This is a genomic window from Paenibacillus sp. N22P23 (genome assembly GCF_059383735.1).
In genome coordinates, this window is sequence record NZ_JBXENT010000004.1 from 370,696 (window position 1) to 391,183 (window position 20,488).

At 50.7% G+C, this 20,488-nt stretch carries 19 protein-coding genes; 4 read left to right on the top strand and 15 right to left on the bottom strand.

The window, feature by feature from the left end; translation table 11 throughout:
* Positions 1–4 precede the first annotated feature (4 nt).
* From AC506A_RS19745 to AC506A_RS19810, 14 genes are all read right to left on the bottom strand, one after another.
* Positions 5–958, bottom strand: coding sequence for an ABC transporter permease (locus AC506A_RS19745; RefSeq protein WP_495462715.1), 954 nt, complete (start codon positions 956–958; stop codon positions 5–7).
* Positions 959–1,107: 149 nt separating this feature from the next.
* Positions 1,108–1,818 (bottom strand): glycerophosphodiester phosphodiesterase, encoded by a 711-nt coding sequence (locus tag AC506A_RS19750; RefSeq protein WP_495462716.1) that lies wholly within the window; start codon positions 1,816–1,818, stop codon positions 1,108–1,110.
* 42 nt (positions 1,819–1,860) lie between these two features.
* Entirely contained in the window at positions 1,861–2,643 is a 783-nt protein-coding gene (locus AC506A_RS19755) for a sugar phosphate isomerase/epimerase family protein (RefSeq protein WP_495462717.1), read from the bottom strand.
* Entirely contained in the window at positions 2,640–3,569 is a 930-nt protein-coding gene (locus tag AC506A_RS19760; protein ID WP_495462718.1) for an aldo/keto reductase, read from the bottom strand. Before AC506A_RS19760 ends, AC506A_RS19755 begins: the two co-directional genes overlap by 4 nt.
* 134 nt (positions 3,570–3,703) lie before the next feature.
* A complete protein-coding gene (locus tag AC506A_RS19765; protein WP_495462719.1) occupies positions 3,704–4,720 on the bottom strand; it encodes a LacI family DNA-binding transcriptional regulator in 1,017 nt (338 codons plus the stop codon).
* A 39-nt stretch (positions 4,721–4,759) separates the two neighbouring features.
* Positions 4,760–5,581 carry a 5-deoxy-glucuronate isomerase gene (gene iolB, locus AC506A_RS19770; RefSeq protein WP_495462720.1) on the bottom strand — a complete coding sequence of 274 codons (822 nt, stop codon included), beginning with the start codon at positions 5,579–5,581 and terminating at the stop codon, positions 4,760–4,762.
* 18 nt (positions 5,582–5,599) lie between these two features.
* On the bottom strand, positions 5,600–6,649 hold the full coding sequence (gene iolG / locus AC506A_RS19775) for an inositol 2-dehydrogenase (RefSeq protein WP_495462721.1): 1,050 nt from the start codon (positions 6,647–6,649) through the stop codon (positions 5,600–5,602).
* Positions 6,650–6,665: 16 nt separating this feature from the next.
* Positions 6,666–8,114 carry a CoA-acylating methylmalonate-semialdehyde dehydrogenase gene (locus AC506A_RS19780; RefSeq protein WP_495462722.1) on the bottom strand — a complete coding sequence of 483 codons (1,449 nt, stop codon included), beginning with the start codon at positions 8,112–8,114 and terminating at the stop codon, positions 6,666–6,668.
* 42 nt (positions 8,115–8,156) lie between these two features.
* Entirely contained in the window at positions 8,157–9,167 is a 1,011-nt protein-coding gene (gene iolC / locus AC506A_RS19785; protein ID WP_495462723.1) for a 5-dehydro-2-deoxygluconokinase, read from the bottom strand.
* 8 nt (positions 9,168–9,175) lie between these two features.
* Complete coding sequence (gene iolE, locus AC506A_RS19790; RefSeq protein ID WP_495462724.1) at positions 9,176–10,084, bottom strand: myo-inosose-2 dehydratase; 909 nt, start codon at positions 10,082–10,084, stop codon at positions 9,176–9,178.
* Positions 10,085–10,102: 18 nt separating this feature from the next.
* Positions 10,103–11,968, bottom strand: coding sequence for a 3D-(3,5/4)-trihydroxycyclohexane-1,2-dione acylhydrolase (decyclizing) (gene iolD, locus AC506A_RS19795; protein ID WP_495462725.1), 1,866 nt, complete (start codon positions 11,966–11,968; stop codon positions 10,103–10,105).
* Positions 11,969–12,137: 169 nt separating this feature from the next.
* Positions 12,138–13,706, bottom strand: coding sequence for a pullulanase X25 domain-containing protein (locus tag AC506A_RS19800; RefSeq protein ID WP_495462726.1), 1,569 nt, complete (start codon positions 13,704–13,706; stop codon positions 12,138–12,140).
* A gap of 341 nt (positions 13,707–14,047) precedes the next feature.
* Positions 14,048–14,827: a phosphotransferase family protein gene (locus AC506A_RS19805; protein WP_495462727.1), complete on the bottom strand. Its 780-nt coding sequence runs from the start codon at positions 14,825–14,827 to the stop codon at positions 14,048–14,050.
* 19 nt (positions 14,828–14,846) lie between these two features.
* Complete coding sequence (locus AC506A_RS19810; protein WP_495462728.1) at positions 14,847–15,392, bottom strand: histidine phosphatase family protein; 546 nt, start codon at positions 15,390–15,392, stop codon at positions 14,847–14,849.
* A 128-nt stretch (positions 15,393–15,520) separates the two neighbouring features.
* On the opposite strand from AC506A_RS19810, the gene AC506A_RS19815 reads away from it, so the two are divergent.
* Positions 15,521–15,874, top strand: a complete 354-nt coding sequence (locus AC506A_RS19815; protein WP_495462729.1) for a VOC family protein — start codon at positions 15,521–15,523, stop codon at positions 15,872–15,874.
* Positions 15,875–15,894: 20 nt separating this feature from the next.
* Here the strand turns inward: AC506A_RS19815 and AC506A_RS19820 are convergent, their stop codons facing one another.
* Entirely contained in the window at positions 15,895–17,517 is a 1,623-nt protein-coding gene (locus tag AC506A_RS19820) for a stalk domain-containing protein (RefSeq protein ID WP_495462730.1), read from the bottom strand.
* A 214-nt stretch (positions 17,518–17,731) separates the two neighbouring features.
* Between AC506A_RS19820 and AC506A_RS19825 the strand changes: the two genes are divergently transcribed.
* The 3 genes from AC506A_RS19825 (at position 17,732) to AC506A_RS19835 (ending at position 20,479) form a co-directional block, all read left to right on the top strand.
* Positions 17,732–18,724, top strand: coding sequence for an ABC transporter substrate-binding protein (locus tag AC506A_RS19825; protein ID WP_495462839.1), 993 nt, complete (start codon positions 17,732–17,734; stop codon positions 18,722–18,724).
* A 64-nt stretch (positions 18,725–18,788) separates the two neighbouring features.
* On the top strand, positions 18,789–19,565 hold the full coding sequence (locus tag AC506A_RS19830; protein ID WP_495462731.1) for an ABC transporter ATP-binding protein: 777 nt from the start codon (positions 18,789–18,791) through the stop codon (positions 19,563–19,565).
* 5 nt (positions 19,566–19,570) lie between these two features.
* The gene (locus tag AC506A_RS19835) at positions 19,571–20,479 is read left to right on the top strand and encodes an ABC transporter permease (protein WP_495462732.1); all 909 of its coding nucleotides are present in this window, start codon (positions 19,571–19,573) and stop codon (positions 20,477–20,479) included.
* Positions 20,480–20,488 lie beyond the last annotated feature (9 nt).

Sequence of the window (20,488 nt, forward strand, 5' to 3'; positions counted from 1 at the left end):
AGCGCTACCATAGTGAGGTATCTGATACTTTGCGGGACAGCCGATTAGCCAGTACGACCAGAATTAAGCCTATAACGCCTTGCAGTAAGCCAACTGCGGTTGCATATCCATATTGACCGCCTTGTAAGCCGACACGAATGATATAGGTATCTAATATATCGGAAAGCTGCATGTTTCCCGGCGTTCGAAGCAAGTAAAGCTGATCGAATCCGGCGGATAATATGTTTCCAAGCGATAAGATGAACAGAATAACGACAGTCGGCATGATAGACGGCAGTGTAATGTTCCAGATCTCCCGAAGCTTACCGGCACCATCGATCTTCGCCGCTTCATACATATCGGGGTTTACTCCTGATATCGCTGCCATATAAATGATTGAATCCCAGCCGATCGACTTCCACAGGTGGCTGCCGAACATGATTTGATAGAAGTACTTAGGGTCCATCATATAGAAGATACTTCCGTCGCCGCCCACATTGGCAATGAATTGATTGAGTAAGCCGGTGTCCGGCGCGAGAATCCGCTGAATCAAGCCGACAACTACGACCCATGACAGGAAGTGAGGCAGATAGAGCACGCTTTGCGACACGTTCTTGAACCATTTGTTGCGAACTTCATTGAACATAAGGGCCAGCACGATCGGGAAAGGCAAGTACAGAAACAGCTTCATACTGCTGATAATAAGAGTGTTTTGGATTAAACTCTTGCTTTGGTAAGAGTTGAAGAAGGTGACAAAGTAGTCAAAACCGATCCAAGGGCTTCCGAGTATGCCTTTGTTGAACTTATATTCCTTAAAGGCTAACAACAGGCCGCCCATCGGAATATACGAAAAAACGATGAAGAACGCGAGACAAGGCAGCAGCATGAAATACAAGTACCGATGCAGCATAATGTTTTTCCACAAAGCAGCTTTGGGTTTTCTCAGCTTCACTTGCGAAGTCGACGAGACATTGGCCATGAGTCGGGAATCACCTTCTTTTCGGAGAAATGAAATTCTGGTATCGATACCAGAAACGGCTAAAAAATTTACTTTCCTATAAAACGGAAAGTAAGCGTTGCCACTGGTTTCATTATAGCAACTAATTTCATCTCTGGCTATACGTTTTTCTACTCTTCATGAATACTTAACAGTCGGCTTGGCTGTCTCGTGGTGATGGCATCTACCCCAATTCCAATCAGCCGTCTCATCTCTTGGGGATCGTTCACCGTGTATACCCAAACGAGAAGTCCTGCGGCATGGGCACGATCTACCACTTCTTGGCGGCAAGTCGAGCGCTCCATGTTCAGGCCGGCATAGCCGCCTATTTGCGCTTTCCGGCATACGGAATCCGCAAACTCGACATAGCGCTCGCCGTTCCCTTCGGTCCAACGATCAGGTGTGTTGTACATCACTCTAATATCCGGGTACTTCGCGGCCATCGAATCTGACGCCCCCGTAATAAAGACGCGTTTCTGTGCAGCGAACTGATAAATCAGCTTAGCTGTCGGATCAATGGCGTCGGTTGATTTCAAATCTAAATTGAGCAGCAAAGCGCGGGACTCTGATAGTCGTAGAATCTGCTCCAGTGTCGCTATTTCATGCTCGATATAAGCAGGCGAGAGTAATTTCCTCACTTCAGGAGCATTCAATTCCTCATAGGAATATTTCTGCAGAGCCGGCGAATGATCATGCAGCAGTACTGCCGTACCTCCAAGCGTTACATGTACGTCTACTTCTGCGATTTGGGCACCGCTCTCCATCGCCTCGAAGAACGAAGCTAACGTGTTATCCGGATGAATGCCGCAGCCCGTATGGGCTGCGGTTAATGGTTTGCGCATCTTGAATCGGCTCCTTCTCATGGATGGTCACTCTTAGCTCGACTACGATTGTTTGTTCATGGCCCGTTTGATTTCCGGCTCCATTCGAAGCAAATTCTCCAAGCTTAATGCCAGGCTGTCCATCGGGCTGCCCGGACAGTAATCCTGCTCAACGGCATACCACTCTACGCCACTGGCTTCTCCCCACCGAATAATAGGGACAAAGTCTATAATTCCGCTGCCAACTTCAGCAAAATAACAACGCTCGTCTGCAGTCATGTCTTTCAAGTGGAGAATAGGCATGCGGCCAGCAAATTGTTGGATGTACGTGAGAGGATCCACATTCGCTTTCTTCACCCAATACGTATCGATTTCCGCGTATACCGGACTCTCCGGATCAAGCTCCAGCACGTAGTCCAGCGCGTACTGACCATTCATGGATGTATGGAATTCAAAGTCATGGTTATGGTAGCCGGCCCTGAAGCCCATCGCAGTTACTTGATTTGCAACTTGCCGCAGCGCTTCCCGTACGCTTCGATAACCATCTGGATTCATAAGTTCGTCCGGCAGCGAGTGACAGATGAAATCTCTTGTCTTAAACAATCTCGCTTCTTCCAATACGGCCGGCAAATCATGCTTCATACGTTCAAGGCCGACATGCATCCCGGCGGTTTGCAGACCAAGCTCATTCATGACCGACGCAATTTCGCGTGGATCATTTCCATGTAAGCCGTCGATTTGCACGGCATGCCAACCCATCTTCTTCAGCTCGCGAAGCGTGCCGGGGAAGTCCTTCTTCAACTCATTCCGGAGCGTGTACAGCTGAGCTGCCAGCTTCTCTCTCATACCGCGAGCTCCTCTCGTTTCAGATCCAGCCATTCCTGCTCTGCCTCTGTGAGTTCAATTTCCATCGCTTTCACGGAATCCATCAGCTCCGCATCGCTGCGCGGGCCGATAATGGCGCCGGTTGGAAATGGTCGATTCAGCACAAATGAAAGGGCAATATGCAGCGCAGTGACACCTTTGCTTGCGGCCAGCTTCTTCGCTCTCTCATAGCGCTTCCAGTTGTCCTCGTTATAATAAACGCGAACCATTTCCGCATTCGACCGATCTTCCGGCGAAAAGAGTCCTGTAAAGAAACCGCCTGCTTGAGCAGACCATGCAAGCAGAGGCAATTGATGACGTTCATGCCACTGGCAGGCCTGTTCATCCGCCGACACGCAGCCTTCCCATCTCGGCTCGTTCGAAACTGCCAGCGCGAGATTCGTACTGCTGAACATGAAACCGGACAAACCATGCGCTTTCGCATAGTCATTAGCTTCCTGTATGCGATGATGGGTCCAATTAGAAGCGCCGATTGCCCGTACCCTGCCTTCGCTCAGATGCAGATTAAGCTCCTCCATAATCGGCCCGACTGGCGTTCCCGGTTCGTCTCGATGAAGTGCATACAAATCGATATAATTCGTTTCCAATCGATCAAGGCTTTCGAACAAATCCTTGCGTATTGCTTCCGCATTCACGCGAGGCCCGGGGCTGCCGTCGTTGTGGTGAGCACCTTTGGTCATAATGACCATTTGGCTGCGGTTTCCCTTCTCCGTCATCCATTGCCCGATGATCGACTCGGCACGTCTATATTGATGAGCCGTATCGATTGTCGTTCCGCCTGCGGCAACATAGGTGTCCAACATGTCCGTTCCATTCAGCTTGCTTAAGTCGCCGCTTCCCATGATGAGCCGGGATAGACGAACACCATTGATTTCCATGAACTTCATTTTTGATCATGCCCTCCTTGTGCAACTATGCGGTTAGGCCTGGTAGCGATACCAGAAAGCCGAGTCTAAAGCCCCTTGTATGGGGCTGCGACTAAATATTTAACACTATACATAAGTCCGGACGACCTAATCGCTTAGAACGAGATCGGCCTCCCCGTCGATTGCCGAATAACAAGCTCCGGCTTCAGCATGATACGCTTCGTTTCTCCCGGTTTCCCTGCATGGTTCTTACTCAGAACCAGGTCTACCGCAAGCTGTCCCATCTGCTCCGTCGGCTGCGAAATCGTCGTCAATGACGGATCGGTAACCGATGCCAATATCGTATTGTCGAAGCCGACAATCGACAGTTCCTCCGGTACGTGAACGCCTATCTCCTTCGCTGCTTGCAGTGCGCCGATGGCAAGCAGATCGTTGCAGCAGAACACGGCAGTAGGGCGATCCGCATAACGAAGCAGCTCTGATGCGCTGCGCCTGCCATCGTTAACCAGATCGCGGTCGCTCATTTTCACCATATACTCCGGGATCGACAAGCCCGCTTCGACGACTTCGTCTTGGAAGCCGCGAATCCGCTCCCGCGAGCTGATTACTTTCGGGTGCTCAGCAAGAACGGCCATTCGAGTATGCCCTAAACCGAGCAAATGGCGAGCCGCCATTCGGCCGCCTTCGTAATCGTCTACGACGACAGTAGCGAGATCATGACCCGGCATTTCCCTCGCAATCAGCGCGAACGGGATGGATTTCTTGAGCAGCTTATCCAGCAGCTCCCCGCTATCGATCCCTGTGCCGATAATGATGCCGTCAACACTCTTCTGTTGAAGCAAATTCAAGTAACGCTCGACCCGCTCGTCTTTATTATCCGTGCTGCAGATCACCAGGCTATAGCCATGAACATCTCCCTGGTCTTCCACAGCCCGGGCGATTTCGGCGAAGAAGGGGTTGGAGATATCCGGAATGAGCAGCCCCAGCGTATACGTTTTCTTACCGGTCAATGCGGAAGCGATGAGGCTCGGCTTATAATTCAGCTGTTCCATAACGCTGATAATGGAAGCGCGGCGCTCTTCGCTGATTTTCCCTTTCCCGTTGATGACTTGGGAGACGGCCGCAATGGAAACGCCGGCTTCTCGTGCTACGTCGTAAATCGTTGCTTTCACTCTTGTAACTCCTCCTGCTTCTATGCCGCTTACCGTTAATTAGCGATTCGGGTTCGGGTTGACCATGATCCATTCATGGTCCGGATCGTTATGGAACTTCCACGTGCGAACCGGACCGGCCATTACATTCAAATAATAACAATCATAGCCCGGCGGCGCAGATACCGGATGATAGCCTTTCGGTACAAGAACCGCTTGCCCATCCTTGACGACCAGCGTCTCATCCAAGGAACGATCGTCCGTGTAAACACGCTGGATCGCAAACCCTCTCTCCTGCTGAATCCGGAAATAATAGGTTTCCTCCAGCAGCGACTCCGCCGGCAGCGCATCTTGGTCATGCTTATGCGGCGGATAGCTGGACCAATGTCCGTTAGGCGTGAACACCTCAACAACAAGCAGGCTGTCAGCCGTCTGCTGCTCAGGCAAAATATTGTGAATTTGGCGCTCCAAATTGCCATAACCGCGTGTTTCCACACCGACTTGCTCCGGCTTGATCAGCCGCGCTTCATAATTGCCGTGGCCGGGAGCGGAGCAAATGGCCACTTCGAGCTCCGTTACTGCGCGAATCTCGTATTCATCGTCATTCGGTATATAGACGGAGTAGGGAGTCGTTCGTTCGAAAACGCTCATCCGGCTTCCGATCTCAAGCCATTCTTGCGACCTTGTTTTCACATCCGCTTTCCCGCTGAGCAGGACTAGGCAAACTTCCCGATCACCGGTATCACAGCGATAAACTTGACCTGCTTCCAGCCTTATCACTTGAAATCCGACGTACTTCCAGCCTGCCGACTCCGGCGTAATGCTCATTAAACGGCCTTCGTGATTCGGATGATCAGCCGGCGTAATAATTAAGTTCGACATCGTCGCCTTTCTCCCCTCCTAGATAAAGACAGCATGCTGCTCCGCGAGCTCCATCGCTTCCGCTACTTTAACGGGACGCTGCAGCAAGAGCGATAACTTGGCAGCCAGCGCCGTCAGCTCCGCTTGCAGCCCGTCGGAACCGCTGACCGGAACAGGCTGATCCTCGCGGATGCAATCGATAAAGATCCGCGTCTCTGCTCGATAAGCCTCTTGGTACCGCTCCAGGAAGAAATGCAGCGGCTTATCGCGGAACACGCCTTCAGCCGTACTGATTTCCGCGGAATTCGGATAATCATTCGTCACGGCTACCGCTCCTTTGGAGCCAAATACCTCTACCCGTTGATCGTAGCCGTATACCGCTTGACGGCTGTTATCGATGACGCCTAGCGCTCCGCAAGCGAATCTCAGCGTTACGATCGCCGTATCGACATCGCCATATTCCGCGAATACCGGGTCAATCAACACGCCGCCATGTGCGGACACCTCTTCGATTTCGCTGCCGGTCACGAAACGTGCCATATCGAAATCATGGATCATCATATCCATGAAAATACCGCCGGATACCCGAATATAGTCTTTATGCGGCGGGTTTGGGTCACGCGAAGTGATTTTGACAATGTGCGGGGTTCCGATCGTGCCGCTCTGCACATGCTCGCTAATCCGCTTGAAGTTATGGTCGAAACGCCGGTTAAACCCGATTTGCAGCTTTACGCCTGCCTGCTTCGCGGTCTCTACAGCTTCAAGGGTCTGTCTGATGTCCATACTGACCGGTTTCTCGCAGAAGATATGTTTGCCTGCCAGTGCAGCTTGCTTAATAAGAGGCACATGCGTGTCCGTCGAGGAGCAGATGAATACGGCATCGATGTCCGGATGGGCAATAATTGCGCCGCTGTCCTTCATTACGAGCGGGATATCTCGCAGCGCCGCCCATTCCTCAAGCTCAGGACCTGCGAATAAATCGCTCACTGCGATGACTTCCACTTGGGGCATTCGCAGCAGATTATCGGCATGTATTTTGCCGATTCGGCCTGCTCCGATGATGCCGATCTTGATTTTCCCCTTCGCCATATCGAAATGCCTCCTCTTACCAGCGTGTAGTGATCATTTTCTTGCGCGTATAGAACTCTACACCGTCGCTGCCGTTCGCGTGCAAGTCGCCGTAAAACGACTTCTTCCAACCGGAGAACGGGAAGAACGCCATCGGAGCAGGGACGCCGAGATTCACGCCCAGCATGCCGGCATCGATTGTTTCACGGAACTGGCGAACGTTGGCACCACTCTTCGTAAACAAACATGCGCCATTGGCGAAATCCGAACGATTGGCCACCTCGATGGCTTCCTCCAGCGTTTCCGCACGCACAATAGACAGAACCGGCGCGAAAATCTCATCTTCCCAAATTTTCATCCCGCACTTCACCTCATCGAATAGCGTCGGTCCGACAAAATAACCTCCACCCGTTGAAGCCGCATCCTTGCGTCCGTCCCGAACTAAGAGCGCGCCTTCTGATTCGCCAAGCTCAATGTACTTCAATGTGCGTTCTTTATGCGGTCCGCGAATAACAGGTCCGAGGAAAGTCCCTTCTTCCATGCCATTCCCGATCGTAATGCGATCCGCTGCTTCTACCAGTTTATTCACTAGCGTGTCCGCTACTTCTCCAACGGCTACTACGACGGAGCAAGCCATGCAGCGCTCGCCGGCGGAGCCGAATGCCGCATTGACAATCTCTTTGACGGTCAGCTCCAGATCGGCGTCCGGCATCACGATCGAATGGTTCTTCGCTCCGGCAAGCGCTTGAACCCGCTTCCCGTTTGCGGATGCCGTTTTGTACACATATTCAGCTACCGGCTGGGAGCCGACGAACGACACAGCCGTTACATCCGGATGCTCGAGTATTCCATTCACGACCTCATGCGCGCCATGAACAATATTGAGTACGCCATCCGGTAATCCCGCTTCCTGGAACAGCTCCGCGAGACGGTTCGCCAGAAGCGGCGTACGCTCCGAAGGTTTCATGACAAATGTATTTCCACAGGCAATAGCAAGCGGGAACATCCAGCAAGGCACCATCATCGGAAAGTTAAAAGGCGTAATGCCGGCAACCACGCCGACCGGATAGCGGTACATGCCGGATTCGAGGTTGGATGCGATGTCAGGCAGCTGTTTGCCCATCATCAGCGTCGGTGCTCCTGCGGCGAATTCAACGCATTCGATGCCGCGCTGTACCTCGCCGTAAGCTTCGCTGTAGCTTTTGCCGTTCTCAAGTGTGACAAGCCTGGCGAGTGCTTCCCAGTTGTCGACCAAGAGCTGCTGATATTTAAATAAAATCCGTGCTCGGCGCGGTACCGGCGTCTTGCTCCATGCCACGAAAGCTTCTTTAGCCGTTCTAACAGCAAGGTCAACATCTTCTTTCGTCGATAGCGGAACGAGCGCCAACACTTCTTCCGTTGCCGGGTTATAGACGTTCTCGTGCGCGGCAGAGGTAGAAGCAGGGACCCAATTGCCGCCAATCCAGTTGTTCAACACTTGACTCATATTCGAATTCCCCTTTCGTGATCAACAGTCTATCAGCGGCGACTATGAGGCCGTTATTTTGCCGTTATTGCAATCCTCGATATAATGGAGCACTTGACTCTCCGTTGGCATGGCATCGGAGCAGCTATGGCTCGAAATGACGATACAGGCAGCCGCGCTGCCGAATTCCATGCACTGCTCCAGCGTCCAGCCTTGCATGATCCCATGCAAGAAACCGGCGGCATAAGAATCACCTGCGCCGAAGGTTTTGATGACCTTTGCCGGAAAGCTCTTCGCTCTATGACTCTTGTTGTCCGCAGTATAAGCGATGGAGCCCTCTTTGCCATGTTTGATAATAACGATCTTCGCGTTGTAGTCGAACCACTTGGATGCGGTTACGCTGTCGCTGTGCTCCGGATTTTGCTCGAACACTTCCATCATGTCGAACTCCTCGCGCGTACCTAAGATGATATCGCAATACGCTGCGGCCAGATTATAGTAAGCGGCTGTTTCCTGTTTGGAAGTCCATGTATAAGGGCGGTAATCCAGATCGAATGCAATAACGGTTCCGTGTTTCTTCGCGTACTCCAGCGCTTGGAACACCGCTTCCCGCGAAGGACTCTTCGCTAAGGCCGTGCCTGAGATCAATAGCATCTTCGACTGCGCGATCAATTCCTCACTGATTTCCCCTGCCTCTAGCAGCAGATCAGCCACGTTGTCACGATACATGAGAATGCTGCAATCGGCAGGACTCTTAATCTCTGTAAAAGCAAGTCCGGTCACCGCACCGGATCGATCGGTCACGACGTTCTCCGTCCCTATGCCGGTTCGCTGCAAATAATCGAGGATAAATCGCCCCATTTGATCATTTGCGATCTTACCGATAAATGCCGTTTGGCGTCCGAGTCTTGCCATCCCGATTGCAATGTTGGCCGGAGAGCCGCCGACATATTTGGTGAATGTCATCGTCTCTTCCATCGGGCGATTGATCTCATTGGCGTTCAAATCGATGCAGAGACGTCCAATCGCCGTGAAATCATAGGCTCTATCTGCCTTGAAGGAAACATAGGTCATAGCGTAGATTACCTTCTTTCTTCCGAAATCAGAGCATCGATGTACTGAAGCGCATTCCTTGCATATTCATAGGCCGGATGCAGCGCGGGATCTTGTTCCCCCTCAAGCAAAGCCCATCCCTTATAATTACGTCTTACCAGTTCAGATAGAATCGGGCCAAAATCAATGCAGCCATCACCGGGTACCGTGAACACACCTTTACGAATGCAAGTGATGAAGTCCGCCTGCTCAGCTCTTGCTTCCTCCAATACTTGAGGCCGGATATCCTTCAGATGAACATAAGCTATCCGGTCGTAATGCTTCTGCAGAACAGACAGCGGATCTGCTCCCCCATAATAGGCATGACCAGTGTCAAAGAGCAGGTAAACGAGCTCCGGATCGGTCAGCTCCATGAGGCGATCGATCTCTTCCGGCCACTCCACAACCGTTCCACCGTGATGATGATAGGTCAATTTCAGTCCATGCTCCTTGGCGATGGCGCCTGCAGCATTAAGTCCCTCGGCCAAAGATGTCCACTGCTCATCGCTTAAACGCTGCACCTCCTTCTCATTCGGAGAACGCCTCGGATCGAAGTGCAATGAACCTCCCGCCTCGCAGGTGCTGATCACTGTGCTTCCCATGTCTTTCAAGAACGCCACATGCAAACGATAGGCGTTCAGTTCTTCTTCGCGATACGCCGGGTCGGAGAACAACACCGACTTCCACTGCGACGTCAAGCTGATGCCTCTTCGTGACAGCTCATTCTTCAGTACCTCTGGATCGCTAGGAAACTTGCGCCCCATCTCCGTCCCTGTTAAACCAAGCGCGACGATGTCATCCACGATCCGTTCGAACGAAGTATCGTCACCGTGTTCCTTTACATCCTCTCCCACCCAATTGATTGGATGGATACCTAATCGGAATGGCAAGCTTGTCATAGGCTTATGGCCCCTCTCTTATAGGAGTTGGATTGACCTGATTTTGGCATTCATCTCTTTGCCTGCTTTGACAACGTTATCGCTTCCTGAAACTTCGGGAACGGCGACGTTCCACCAGGACTCGTAGCCTCCTGTGTTCGTGCCCGGTACGACAGGAATCTCGATAAGCGTCGTAACCGTTTCTTGCTTCGCGAGCTGCAGCGCTTCCTTCAATTCTTGCTCGTTGCTCGCCTTGTAGGCTTTCGCGCCAAGACTGCGCGCGTGAGCCGTGAAATCAATGGGCATATAAGCACCGGTCAGCTTGCCTGTCTCCGCAGAGCGGTAACGGAACTCATTCCCGAAGCCGCCGCTGCCCTGGCTTTTCTGCAAATTGTGGATACACTGAAACCCATGATTGTCGAACAGCAATATTGTGATTTTGCGACCTTCCTGCAGACTGGTTACCAGCTCGGAGTGAAGCATCAGGTAGCCGCCATCTCCCACAATCGCATAGACCTCGCGGTGCGGTTCTGCCAGCGCGACGCCAAATGCTCCGGCGATCTCATAGCCCATGCAGGAGAAACCATATTCCATATGATAGGTTTTGGGCTCTACCGGACGCCAAACCCGGTGTAGATCACCAGGCAGACTTCCCGCCGCGCATACGATAACCGAATTGGATGCGATTGTCTCTTGGATGATGCCTAGTGCCCGAGTCTGCGCCAAACCAAGTTCATGCTCTATGGCAAAGAGCCGATCGACTTCGTCATCCCACGTTTGCTTCATCGCCTTGATATCCTGCAGATCATATTCACTCTGATAACGAATATCTCCGAGTGCAGCTTGCAGCGCGATTAGGCCTTCTTTGGCATCCGCCGTAATCGCTACCCCGTTCAGCTTCGAGGAATCGAATCCGCTGACGTTCACATTGATAAACTGCACATCCGGATTGCCGAATGCCGATTTGGACGCCGTTGTGAAATCGGAATATCTCGTGCCTACGCCAATGATGAGATCGGCTTCCTGTGCAAGTTTGTTTGCGGCTAGCGCACCCGTAACCCCAATGGCACCTACATTCAGGGGATGGTTCCAAGGCAAGGAGCTTTTCCCTGCTTGCGTTTCGGCAACCGGGATATGGAAAGCCTCGGCGAATGCAGCAAGCTCGCTCGATGCAGAGGCATACAGTATCCCGCCGCCGGCGATGAGCAGTGGTTTCTTCTTGCCTGCCATGAGCTTCACCGCGCGCTTGATCGCATCCGGCACCGGAGGACGACGATCCAAATAATGCACCTTACGGTCAAAGAAATGTACCGGATAATCGTATGCCTCTGCCTGCACATCCTGCGGCAGTGCCAGCGTGACTGCACCGGTCTCTGCCGGATCCGTCAATACGCGCATCGCCTGCACCGCAGCCGTCATCAATTGCTCCGGTCTTACGATCCGGTCCCAAAATTTGCTAACCGACTTAAAAGGTTCATTCGCGGAGATGGTGTAATCGCTTACAACTTCAAGCTGCTGCAGCACCGGATCCGGCTGTCTGCTGGCAAAATTGTCGCCTGGCAGCAGCAGCACAGGGATGCGATTTACCGTTGCCGTTGCAGCCGCCGTAATCATATTCAAAGCACCCGGTCCGATTGAGGACGTACAGGCATAAATCTGTTTACGATTGCTTTGCTTCGCGAATGCAGCTGCGGCATGAACCATGCCCTGCTCGTTCTTTCCTTGTATGTAGACCAGCTCGCCGGCGCTATGCTCCAACGCTTCCCCGATCCCAGTTACGTTACCGTGACCGAAGATGCCCATAATGCCCTTTACGAACTTGGTTTCCTCGCCGTCCACCGACAGGTATTGCTGATCCAGAAATCGCAGAAGCGCTTGTGCCATCGTAAGCCGAACCGTTTTCATTATGCTTTATTCCTCCTTAGATTAAGTAGGTTAAGCGCTATACCTCATGGTATAAAATTAACGCTTTTCTTACTATTCCACAGTAGATTAAGCGCTTAACTTATTGTACGAAATTAGGCTGTATCTCACAACCGCTATTTTTGTCGAAATCTGTTCATTTTGTATTGCTCTATAAGCCTTCGATGATCGTAGTGGTCAGATTGCGATTCATGAAATCAAAGACAAATTCAACAACCGTGTTATCCCGCTCAATATCCAGCGTCGCTTTCGTCGACGATCCGCTGCGCGGGTAATTGTCGATGGAATAGGTCTGAGACAACGTTCCATACGGTGCCACTGCATATTGGTACGAGCCTCGGAAAGGTAACACAAAGGTACGACGATAGATACCATTCCCGATGTAATACATCCGTGTCGTCTCGCTGTTGGAATCATGATTGATCGCGCCTACATGATGCTGAAAGCTTCCATACAAGATGACTCTAGCTGGGAGCTTGATGCCTGTCTCCGGGTCATAATCGTTATCTGCACCATAAGGGGTATTAGGCAGCGGGTTGCCTGCTCTGTGCCGAAGATCAAGTTCCGATTGCCACAACCATTTAATCGTCTCTTCTTGTCCAAATCCAAGCGGACAGCCTTCGCCTGCACGATTGGCCTGATAACAATTGGAGGTCGCTGCTCCCGCTCCCCTGTCCGTCATCGGAACATGGCAGCTGCCCAGTCCTCTTCGAATCGGCATCTGGAAATAGGCATTTACATTGTTGACGGCCGTCCATTTGAAGGCGTATTCAAGAAACCGATTGCGGCTCTCTTCATCCTGTGAAGCAAACCAGGCAATCTGATCGTAGCCCCACCATTCCATCCATGCCCTGCGTTCAGTCGGAATGTTATCGCTTTCATGAAAGAATTGACCGCCCCAATTATCGAGCTCCATAAGCATCGGCAATGCATCGCAGCTCCAGCCGCTTGGCGTCAAGCCGCCTTCGCTGAATCCCTCCAGCACCAGTGCAAGCTTCTCTCCGGACCTATCAAGGATTGGCATCCGAGTATAAGGCATGGAATGGAAATCAAATAGAAGCTTGCCGTTGATATTCACTCCGTGTGTATGCGCATCTAGCAAAACAATACCGCGTCTCGCATGTTCTCTTGCATAGTTCCGTATCATTTGGAACAAAGCGATTGTTTTCTTTAGCCCCGTATCATCCGCAGTATAGAGGTGAATCTGTCCCATATGGATCGCTTCATATCCGGCATCGATATATCTCGCCGCCCTGTAATAGAACCAAAGCTGCGTCTCCAGCTTATCGATGTTCGGAATGCCTCCGTCGTCTTCCCAGACGTATCCCTTCGGATTCCCGTCAAACAACATGTCCGTAAATCGGAATGTCCGATCTTGGGCTGGTAATTGAAAGGCATGGAACACCCAATCCGGTACTTCAATCTTCTCTACATCCCTAAAAACCGCTTCGAAAATGCATGTCTGCAGCATAATATCCGGGTCGACTTCGTGTACACGCTCAGCAAGCGTTCCAGACTTCCGGAAATGCTCATCGTCATCAGCTTCCAGCAGCCATACGCCTGAAGCCCGTCCTAGAAACTTAGCCCCGATGTTCTTGATCATCCTCAAGTCATCGTCTAATGTAGCACTGTTGACCAAATCTGCGGCCGTAACCGCCCTGGATAGATAGCCCTCCAGAGCATCCCGGCTGATACTTCCGCTAAACATTGAATGCTTCATATCTACCTCCGCGTTTCATCGTTAGTCATCGTGTAACGTTGTATGCTCCATTTCTGGTATCGATACCAGAAATCCATATACCTAATTTACCATCATTTCTGAATAATGGAATACCCTTTTTGCATCTTTACATTTTTTTATTGTTTGGAGTATGCTTCACAACACCATCGTTCAAATCGTCATAATAGATCGTTTGGATATCGCTCGACAGCTTGATGATCGATTCCTCCGCGGATTTGGGTGAGTTGCAATACCAGCACAGTCCTCCGGTGAGAATGAGAATTGGAAATACTAGATAACGCGGCCGCAGTATGTTGTTCAGCCCCTCTTCGTGGTTGAATTTATTCCTTCAATGCTTCTTGCAGCAGTCCAATGATTTCTTCTTGTTCCTTGCCAACCATTTCATGAATACGAACGGCTAATGTCGGAAGCTTCCACGCCTCCAACTCCGCTGTCTTGGCTCCACTTAAAGCTATGTATACATCCCGATATACATCGTGAAAAAGCTTCCTCCCGTCATGCAGCCAACTAGGCGCATCCGGCGGTAAGGCATGCGATGCTAACATCATCAAAGTTCGGCTCACATCCGCGATTGGATCGCCGATTAAGACATTCATCCAGTCGATAATGACGGGTCCGTCCGCTGCCATGAGAATGTTACCCGGGTGAAAATCATAGTGACATACTGCCCGTCTATCGGGCAATTGCCGAAGCACCGCCATAATTTGATCCTTCTGTTGTTCCGTAATCTCAGATGCTGCCATCGTATGGTTCATCATCTCATGCTTCAGATTTGGGGTAAAATCAACCTTCAATTCATGAAGCTGATAGTGAAGCTCCGCCATCAATCTCGCATAATGGGTAATGCTCTCACGATTGGGCTCAATTCTGCTCAGCATGGAAGGAGCGTTGATTCGCTCATATAAGATACCGGAGCGGCCTTCATACTCTATAAGTCCACCGAACCGTGGTGTCCGTATAGCCAGCCGGGAAATAATCGCTGCATTCTTTGCTTCATTCGGGGCTTCATGGGCATGATGAAAGAGTTTAATGACCTCATGCTCGCCCCACTCATATACATCCGCTGTGTTGCCCCTACCGACCAGTTTGCCTGCTTTCACCTGCAGCACCTCACAAAGGCTAGACTTTGCTCACTTTCACTTCGTATGCTCTAAGCTCACAATTGCCTGTGTGGAAATTATAGTACTCCTCGTTTGATTGTTCATGGAAATATGCATGGATTACTCTGCAGATACCGCCATGAGTGACTAGCAGTACGTGCAGGCCCTTGTGCTTCTCTACGATTTCATCAATTAGATTATAGACGCGCTGTCCCACCTGTAATAGGGATTCTCCGCCTGAAAGCTTACTTGGGAAATGTTTCTTGGCTTCAAGGAAATCGGCATTATCTCGCAAAACACCTTCGTATCTTCCATAGTTTTGCTCCGTAAGCCTATTATCCACGACATAAGCTTTCCCCATTGCGCCGGAAAGGATCTCAGCGGTTTGTCTTGCTCTAATGAGCGGAGACGCAATAATGAGATCAATCTTTGCATCTGCTACGCTCGCGGCCAACGTTCTCGCTTGTTCTAGGCCTTGATTCGTTAAGGGAATGTCCGTGATCCCGCATATGCGCCGCTCTACATTCCATTCGGTTTGACCGTGCCTCACAGCGAATATTTTCATAGGCATCTCCATTTTCGATTGAATATTACTAGAAGTTATGCGATCGATCAATATTACCAAATAGCCGCTTATTAAACATTGCTGTATGTTTAGTTCATAGAAGTGACGACAATTTCGGAGGTGTCTCTATGCAACTCAAAGAATCCGGCATCATTGTATTTATGGAAAATTACGAAACGGCACTAGCGTTCTACGTCGACAAATTAGGCTTGCGCATTCGGGAGCAGAAGGAGAATCTGGCCAAATTAGATTTTGGAAGCAGCTACCTCATGATTGAGGATAATGGCTTCTCTTCGGCTACCCCCAAAATGCGAGATCAAAATCCGACCGTCTTGCGCCTGGATGTCTATGATTTCGATCAATCTGTACAAGAGCTCCGGGATCGCGACGTACGTGTTGATGTTTATAAATTCCACTGGGGAACCATTGCTGCCATTCATGATCCAGAGGGAAATAAGATAGAGCTCATGCAAGCCACTTAGCCTCGTTATTTAGTGGGGGCTTAACCTTGTGGATACACGTACTTGCTCGCAGTCACGGTCGGATTGACTGTGATTGAACCTTCCGCCGGGACGGTTATCGTTCCTTTAGCCGCATAGGTACTGCCTGTAAAGTCAAAATATTGGCCGAAACTGTACGTTCCCGGCGGCAGGAAAAGCTCGAATTTTCCATTGTTCAGATTGACGTCGCAGATGTAGCTGCCACGGTCATTATAAATGTTCAGCTGGCCCGACCGATTAACGGCTGCATCCTCGAATTTAGCGGTTCCGGTCACATTGGCTTTCTGCAGCTGCAGTGTAGCGCTCTCGAATTGGCCATTCCGCACTCGAATCGGCTTATTCAGCACACTGGTCGTGCGGTAACTCCTAGCACTTACAATCGTATAGAGTCCGTCAGGTACCTCCACATATGCTGCGAGTCCTTCCCAGTTAACCCAGCGGTCTAGATCGTATTTGCCTTCAGCGGACTGAATGAAAAGTGTACCGCTCTCTACCGTCACACCTTGTGCATCTACGATGCGCAGCTCTGGAATAACTGGCTGTTTATCTTGAATGGTTAACCACTTAGTCGTGCCGCGAGAGACAGCCATACGATAGGGGGTATCGTGATGCAGATTTTCTTTGTACGGATCGGCGCCTGCCTTAAGTAACAGCTGAACAATCGGGTAGCTGGACCACTGAATGGCTGCATACAGGGAGTTATCGAGGCCTGGATCAGCACCATGCGCAAGCAGCGTCTGCACAATCTCTACTTTCGGATATTGATTCACATACACGCTCTCATTGCTTGACCTGCCGATTACGCCTGATGCCGAATCCAAGTAGGAATATCCATCTCGGTTCGTTTTATTCACGTCATAACCTTGCGCTAATAACAAGTCTAGCAGCTCGGCATTTTGGTTTAAAATCGCCTCCGAAACCAAATCCCTCGAAGACAGTTTGACATCTGCGCCATGCGCAAGCAGCGCTCGCGTCCCCTCTGTACTGCTTTTCATCACCGTATATTCAAGTGGTACATTATCTCCGAACATGCTGACCAGCTTCAGATTCGGGTCGACGCCTCGATCCAGCATCCGCTCGATCGTCTCGGCATCTCCGCTCATTGCAGCTTCAAACAGCGTCCGCTGGTAGATTTTCAAATCGGCTTCGCTATACCCGATAACAAATTTCTGCTGCTTCGTGTCGTAGTTCACGTTCTTTCCACTTACAATCGAAACCAGCCTTGCCGAGACGTATATGCGTCCATTCATTATAATCGGCGCCTGACTTAGTCGAATGTTCTGACTGGCTGTTTGAAGCATCGTGTCGTTCACGCGCGCACTCCATTTTGTCGATCCGCGAGTCATATCGATTCTTCCCAGCTGCACTACAACCTTTACACCAAGCGCATCAAGTATCGATTTCATCGGCAGCATCAAGTTGCCCTTGTACATCAGCGGGACTGCTGCAGATAAATGGAGCGGCTTGCCATCGATGACCACCCCGATTGGCGGTGAACTCTTCTGCGATGTCTGGGCAGTTGCAGCTGCTGCTGCGCTAACCGGTGTTTGTATTACGGCTGCCAGAAGGACCATCGCTGCCCCAACGAGTATCGATATGCTCCAGGCTTGATTTGGACTTCTCATTATTCATTCATCCCCTCAAAATGATGTCACCATATATCCCATAATTCGACAGTAACCGTGCAATCCCTTCCATAAACAACCCAATCATTCCCATTAATACGCACCGTTTCTGGGCCTCTGCATAGCATGTGAACATACTTATTTTTTCTGCACGGCAGGCTGCCCCCGGCGTGTATTGCAGAAAGTCTATGGAGGGGTTTACTTGAAGAAAAACATGATGAGACTTTCCTTCATCGTAATCAGCTTAGCGCTTCTGCTGGCAGGCTGCGGTGGGAAGAAGTCGGAACCGACTAAGGTTCGAATTGGCGAAGTAACACGTTCTATTTTCTATGCACCGCAGTATGTCGCGATTACGAATGGATTTTTCAAAGACGAAGGTCTGGACGTAGAATTGACCACAACGCCGGGCGGAGATAAAACGATGACGGCACTGTTAAGCAACAACATTGATGTGGCGCTGGTTGGGTCAGAAACATCCATTTATGTATCCCTCCAGGGCTCAGAAGATCCGGTCATTAATTTCGCCCAATTAACGCAAACCGACGGGACCTTCCTCATCTCCCGTTCCAAGGTCGACAATTTCGATTGGAACATGCTGAAGGGGTCGAAATTCCTTGGTCAGCGCAAAGGCGGCATGCCGCAAATGGCTGGCGAATTTACGCTCAAGAAACACGGAATCGATCCACAGAAGGATCTGGAGCTCATTCAAAATGTTGAATTTGCCAACATCGTTCCGGCATTCACATCAGGTACGGGCGACTACGTCCAGCTCTTCGAACCATCGGCTACGATGATCGAGCAGCAAGGTAAAGGTTATGTCGTGGCATCGTTCGGTACGGAGAGCGGCCATCTGCCTTATACCGTGTTTATGACCAAACAAAGCTATATCGACGACAATCCGGGCACGGTTCAGAAATTTACGAATGCGGTCCATAAAGGGCAAAAGTGGGTGCAAGAGCATAGTGTAAATGAAATTGCTGATGCCGTCGCGCCATTCTTCCCGGACACGGACATTGAGCTGATCCGCGGCGTTGTGAAACGGTACAAAGATCAAGGTTCCTATGCTACTGACCCCATCATTGACGAAACCGAGTGGGCCAATCTTCAGGATGTTATGAAATCAGCCGGCGAGCTGGATGGTCCGGCAGAATACGGCAAACTGGTTAACAATACGTTCGCAGAAGACGCGATCAAGAATGTGAAGTAACGAGCGCTTGAAGGATAGGCCGCCTGCGTGCGGCCTCTTCAGGCGTATGGAAGGAGTGACTGCTGTGATTCCTGTCGTGGAAGTAAAGGATGTTACGCATGTGTATGTCAATGAGAAAGGAGCAACGCTTGCTCTGGATCAGATTGCATTAACGATTAACAGCGGCGAATTTGTCTCCCTCGTCGGTCCTAGCGGCTGCGGCAAAACAACGCTGCTATCCATCATCGCAGGCTTAATTCCGCCAACCGAAGGAGCGGTTTCCATACTCGGGCAATCCGTCAGAGGCCCGTCGTCGAAGATCGGTTATATGCTCCAGCAGGACTTTCTGTTTCCGTGGCGGACGATTCGCGAGAACGTGACGATCGGCCTGGAAATCATGGGCAAGCTGACACGCGAGAAGAAAGAATTCGCGCTTCATCTGCTCGAAGAGCTGGGACTCGGCCAGTCTGCGGGCAAATATCCCGGTGAGCTGTCAGGCGGAATGCGGCAGCGGGCAGCGCTTGCGCGTACGCTGGCTACAGAACCGGATATTTTGTTCTTGGATGAACCGTTCTCTTCGCTCGACTTCCAGACGAAGCTGCAGCTCGAGAACTTGATCTCCCAAACGCTTAAGGCTAGGCGCAAAACCTCGCTGCTCGTTACCCACGATATCGCCGAGGCGATCGCCATGAGTGACAGAGTGATTGTGCTTGCACCTAATCCGGGACGAATCAAGAGCGAAATTATCATCCCTGCTTATTTGGCAGAAATCACACCTACTGAAGCGCGTGAGCAAGACGGCTTTCAGGAGTGGTTTCGGATCGTCCGGAAGGAGTTCGAATCGTTGGAGAAAAGGAGATGACACCCATGGGGAACGATCCGTCGGAGACCGAACAGTCGAAGATAGACCAATCGAAGACAGAACAATCGAAGACAGAACAATCTGGTACAGAACAAAACAAAGAACCGCGGAGCAATGTCGATCCGCAGCTCATTTATAAGGCATTCAAACGAGCAAGAAACAAAGAAAAGCTCATTGTTCATATCACTCAGGTATTGCTGCTTGCCCTCTTCCTCGGCTCATGGGAGTATGCGGGAAGAGCTCGGTTGATCGACGTCTTCCTGTTCAGTTATCCCAGCAAAATCATCAACCTGCTATATACGAAAGCAATGGATGGCTCGCTGCTGCCTCATATCGGTGTTACAGTAGCGGAAACAGCGGCTGGTTTTGCACTAGGCACGTTATGCGGCCTACTGATTGCAACGATCATCTGGTGGAGTCCTTTTCTGGCCCGCGTACTCGATCCATATCTTGTCGTGCTGAACTCCTTACCTAAGGTAGCACTTGGACCTCTATTCATCGTGGCGCTTGGCTCTGGTATTCTCTCCATCATCGCAACCATTCTTTCGATTACCGTTATCATCACGACTCTCGTCATCTATAACGCCTTCCATGAGGTTGACGCCAACTATGTGAAAGTAGTGAAGGTATTCGGCGCGACAAAAACGCAATCATACAGCAAAGTCATTCTTCCCGCTTCCTTCCCAGCTATCGTGTCAACGCTCAAAGTGAACGTCGGCTTGGCTTGGGTCGGGGTTATTGTAGGCGAATTTCTAGTAGCCAAGGAAGGGCTCGGCTATTTAATCATTTATGGCTTTCAGGTGTTTAATTTCACACTTGTCCTCGCGAGCTTATTTATTATCGCAGCCTTCGCTACGCTCATGTACCAACTCGTAGCAGCCATTGAATCCAGAATTACCAAGAGAAGGCGGTAATGGTTTGGG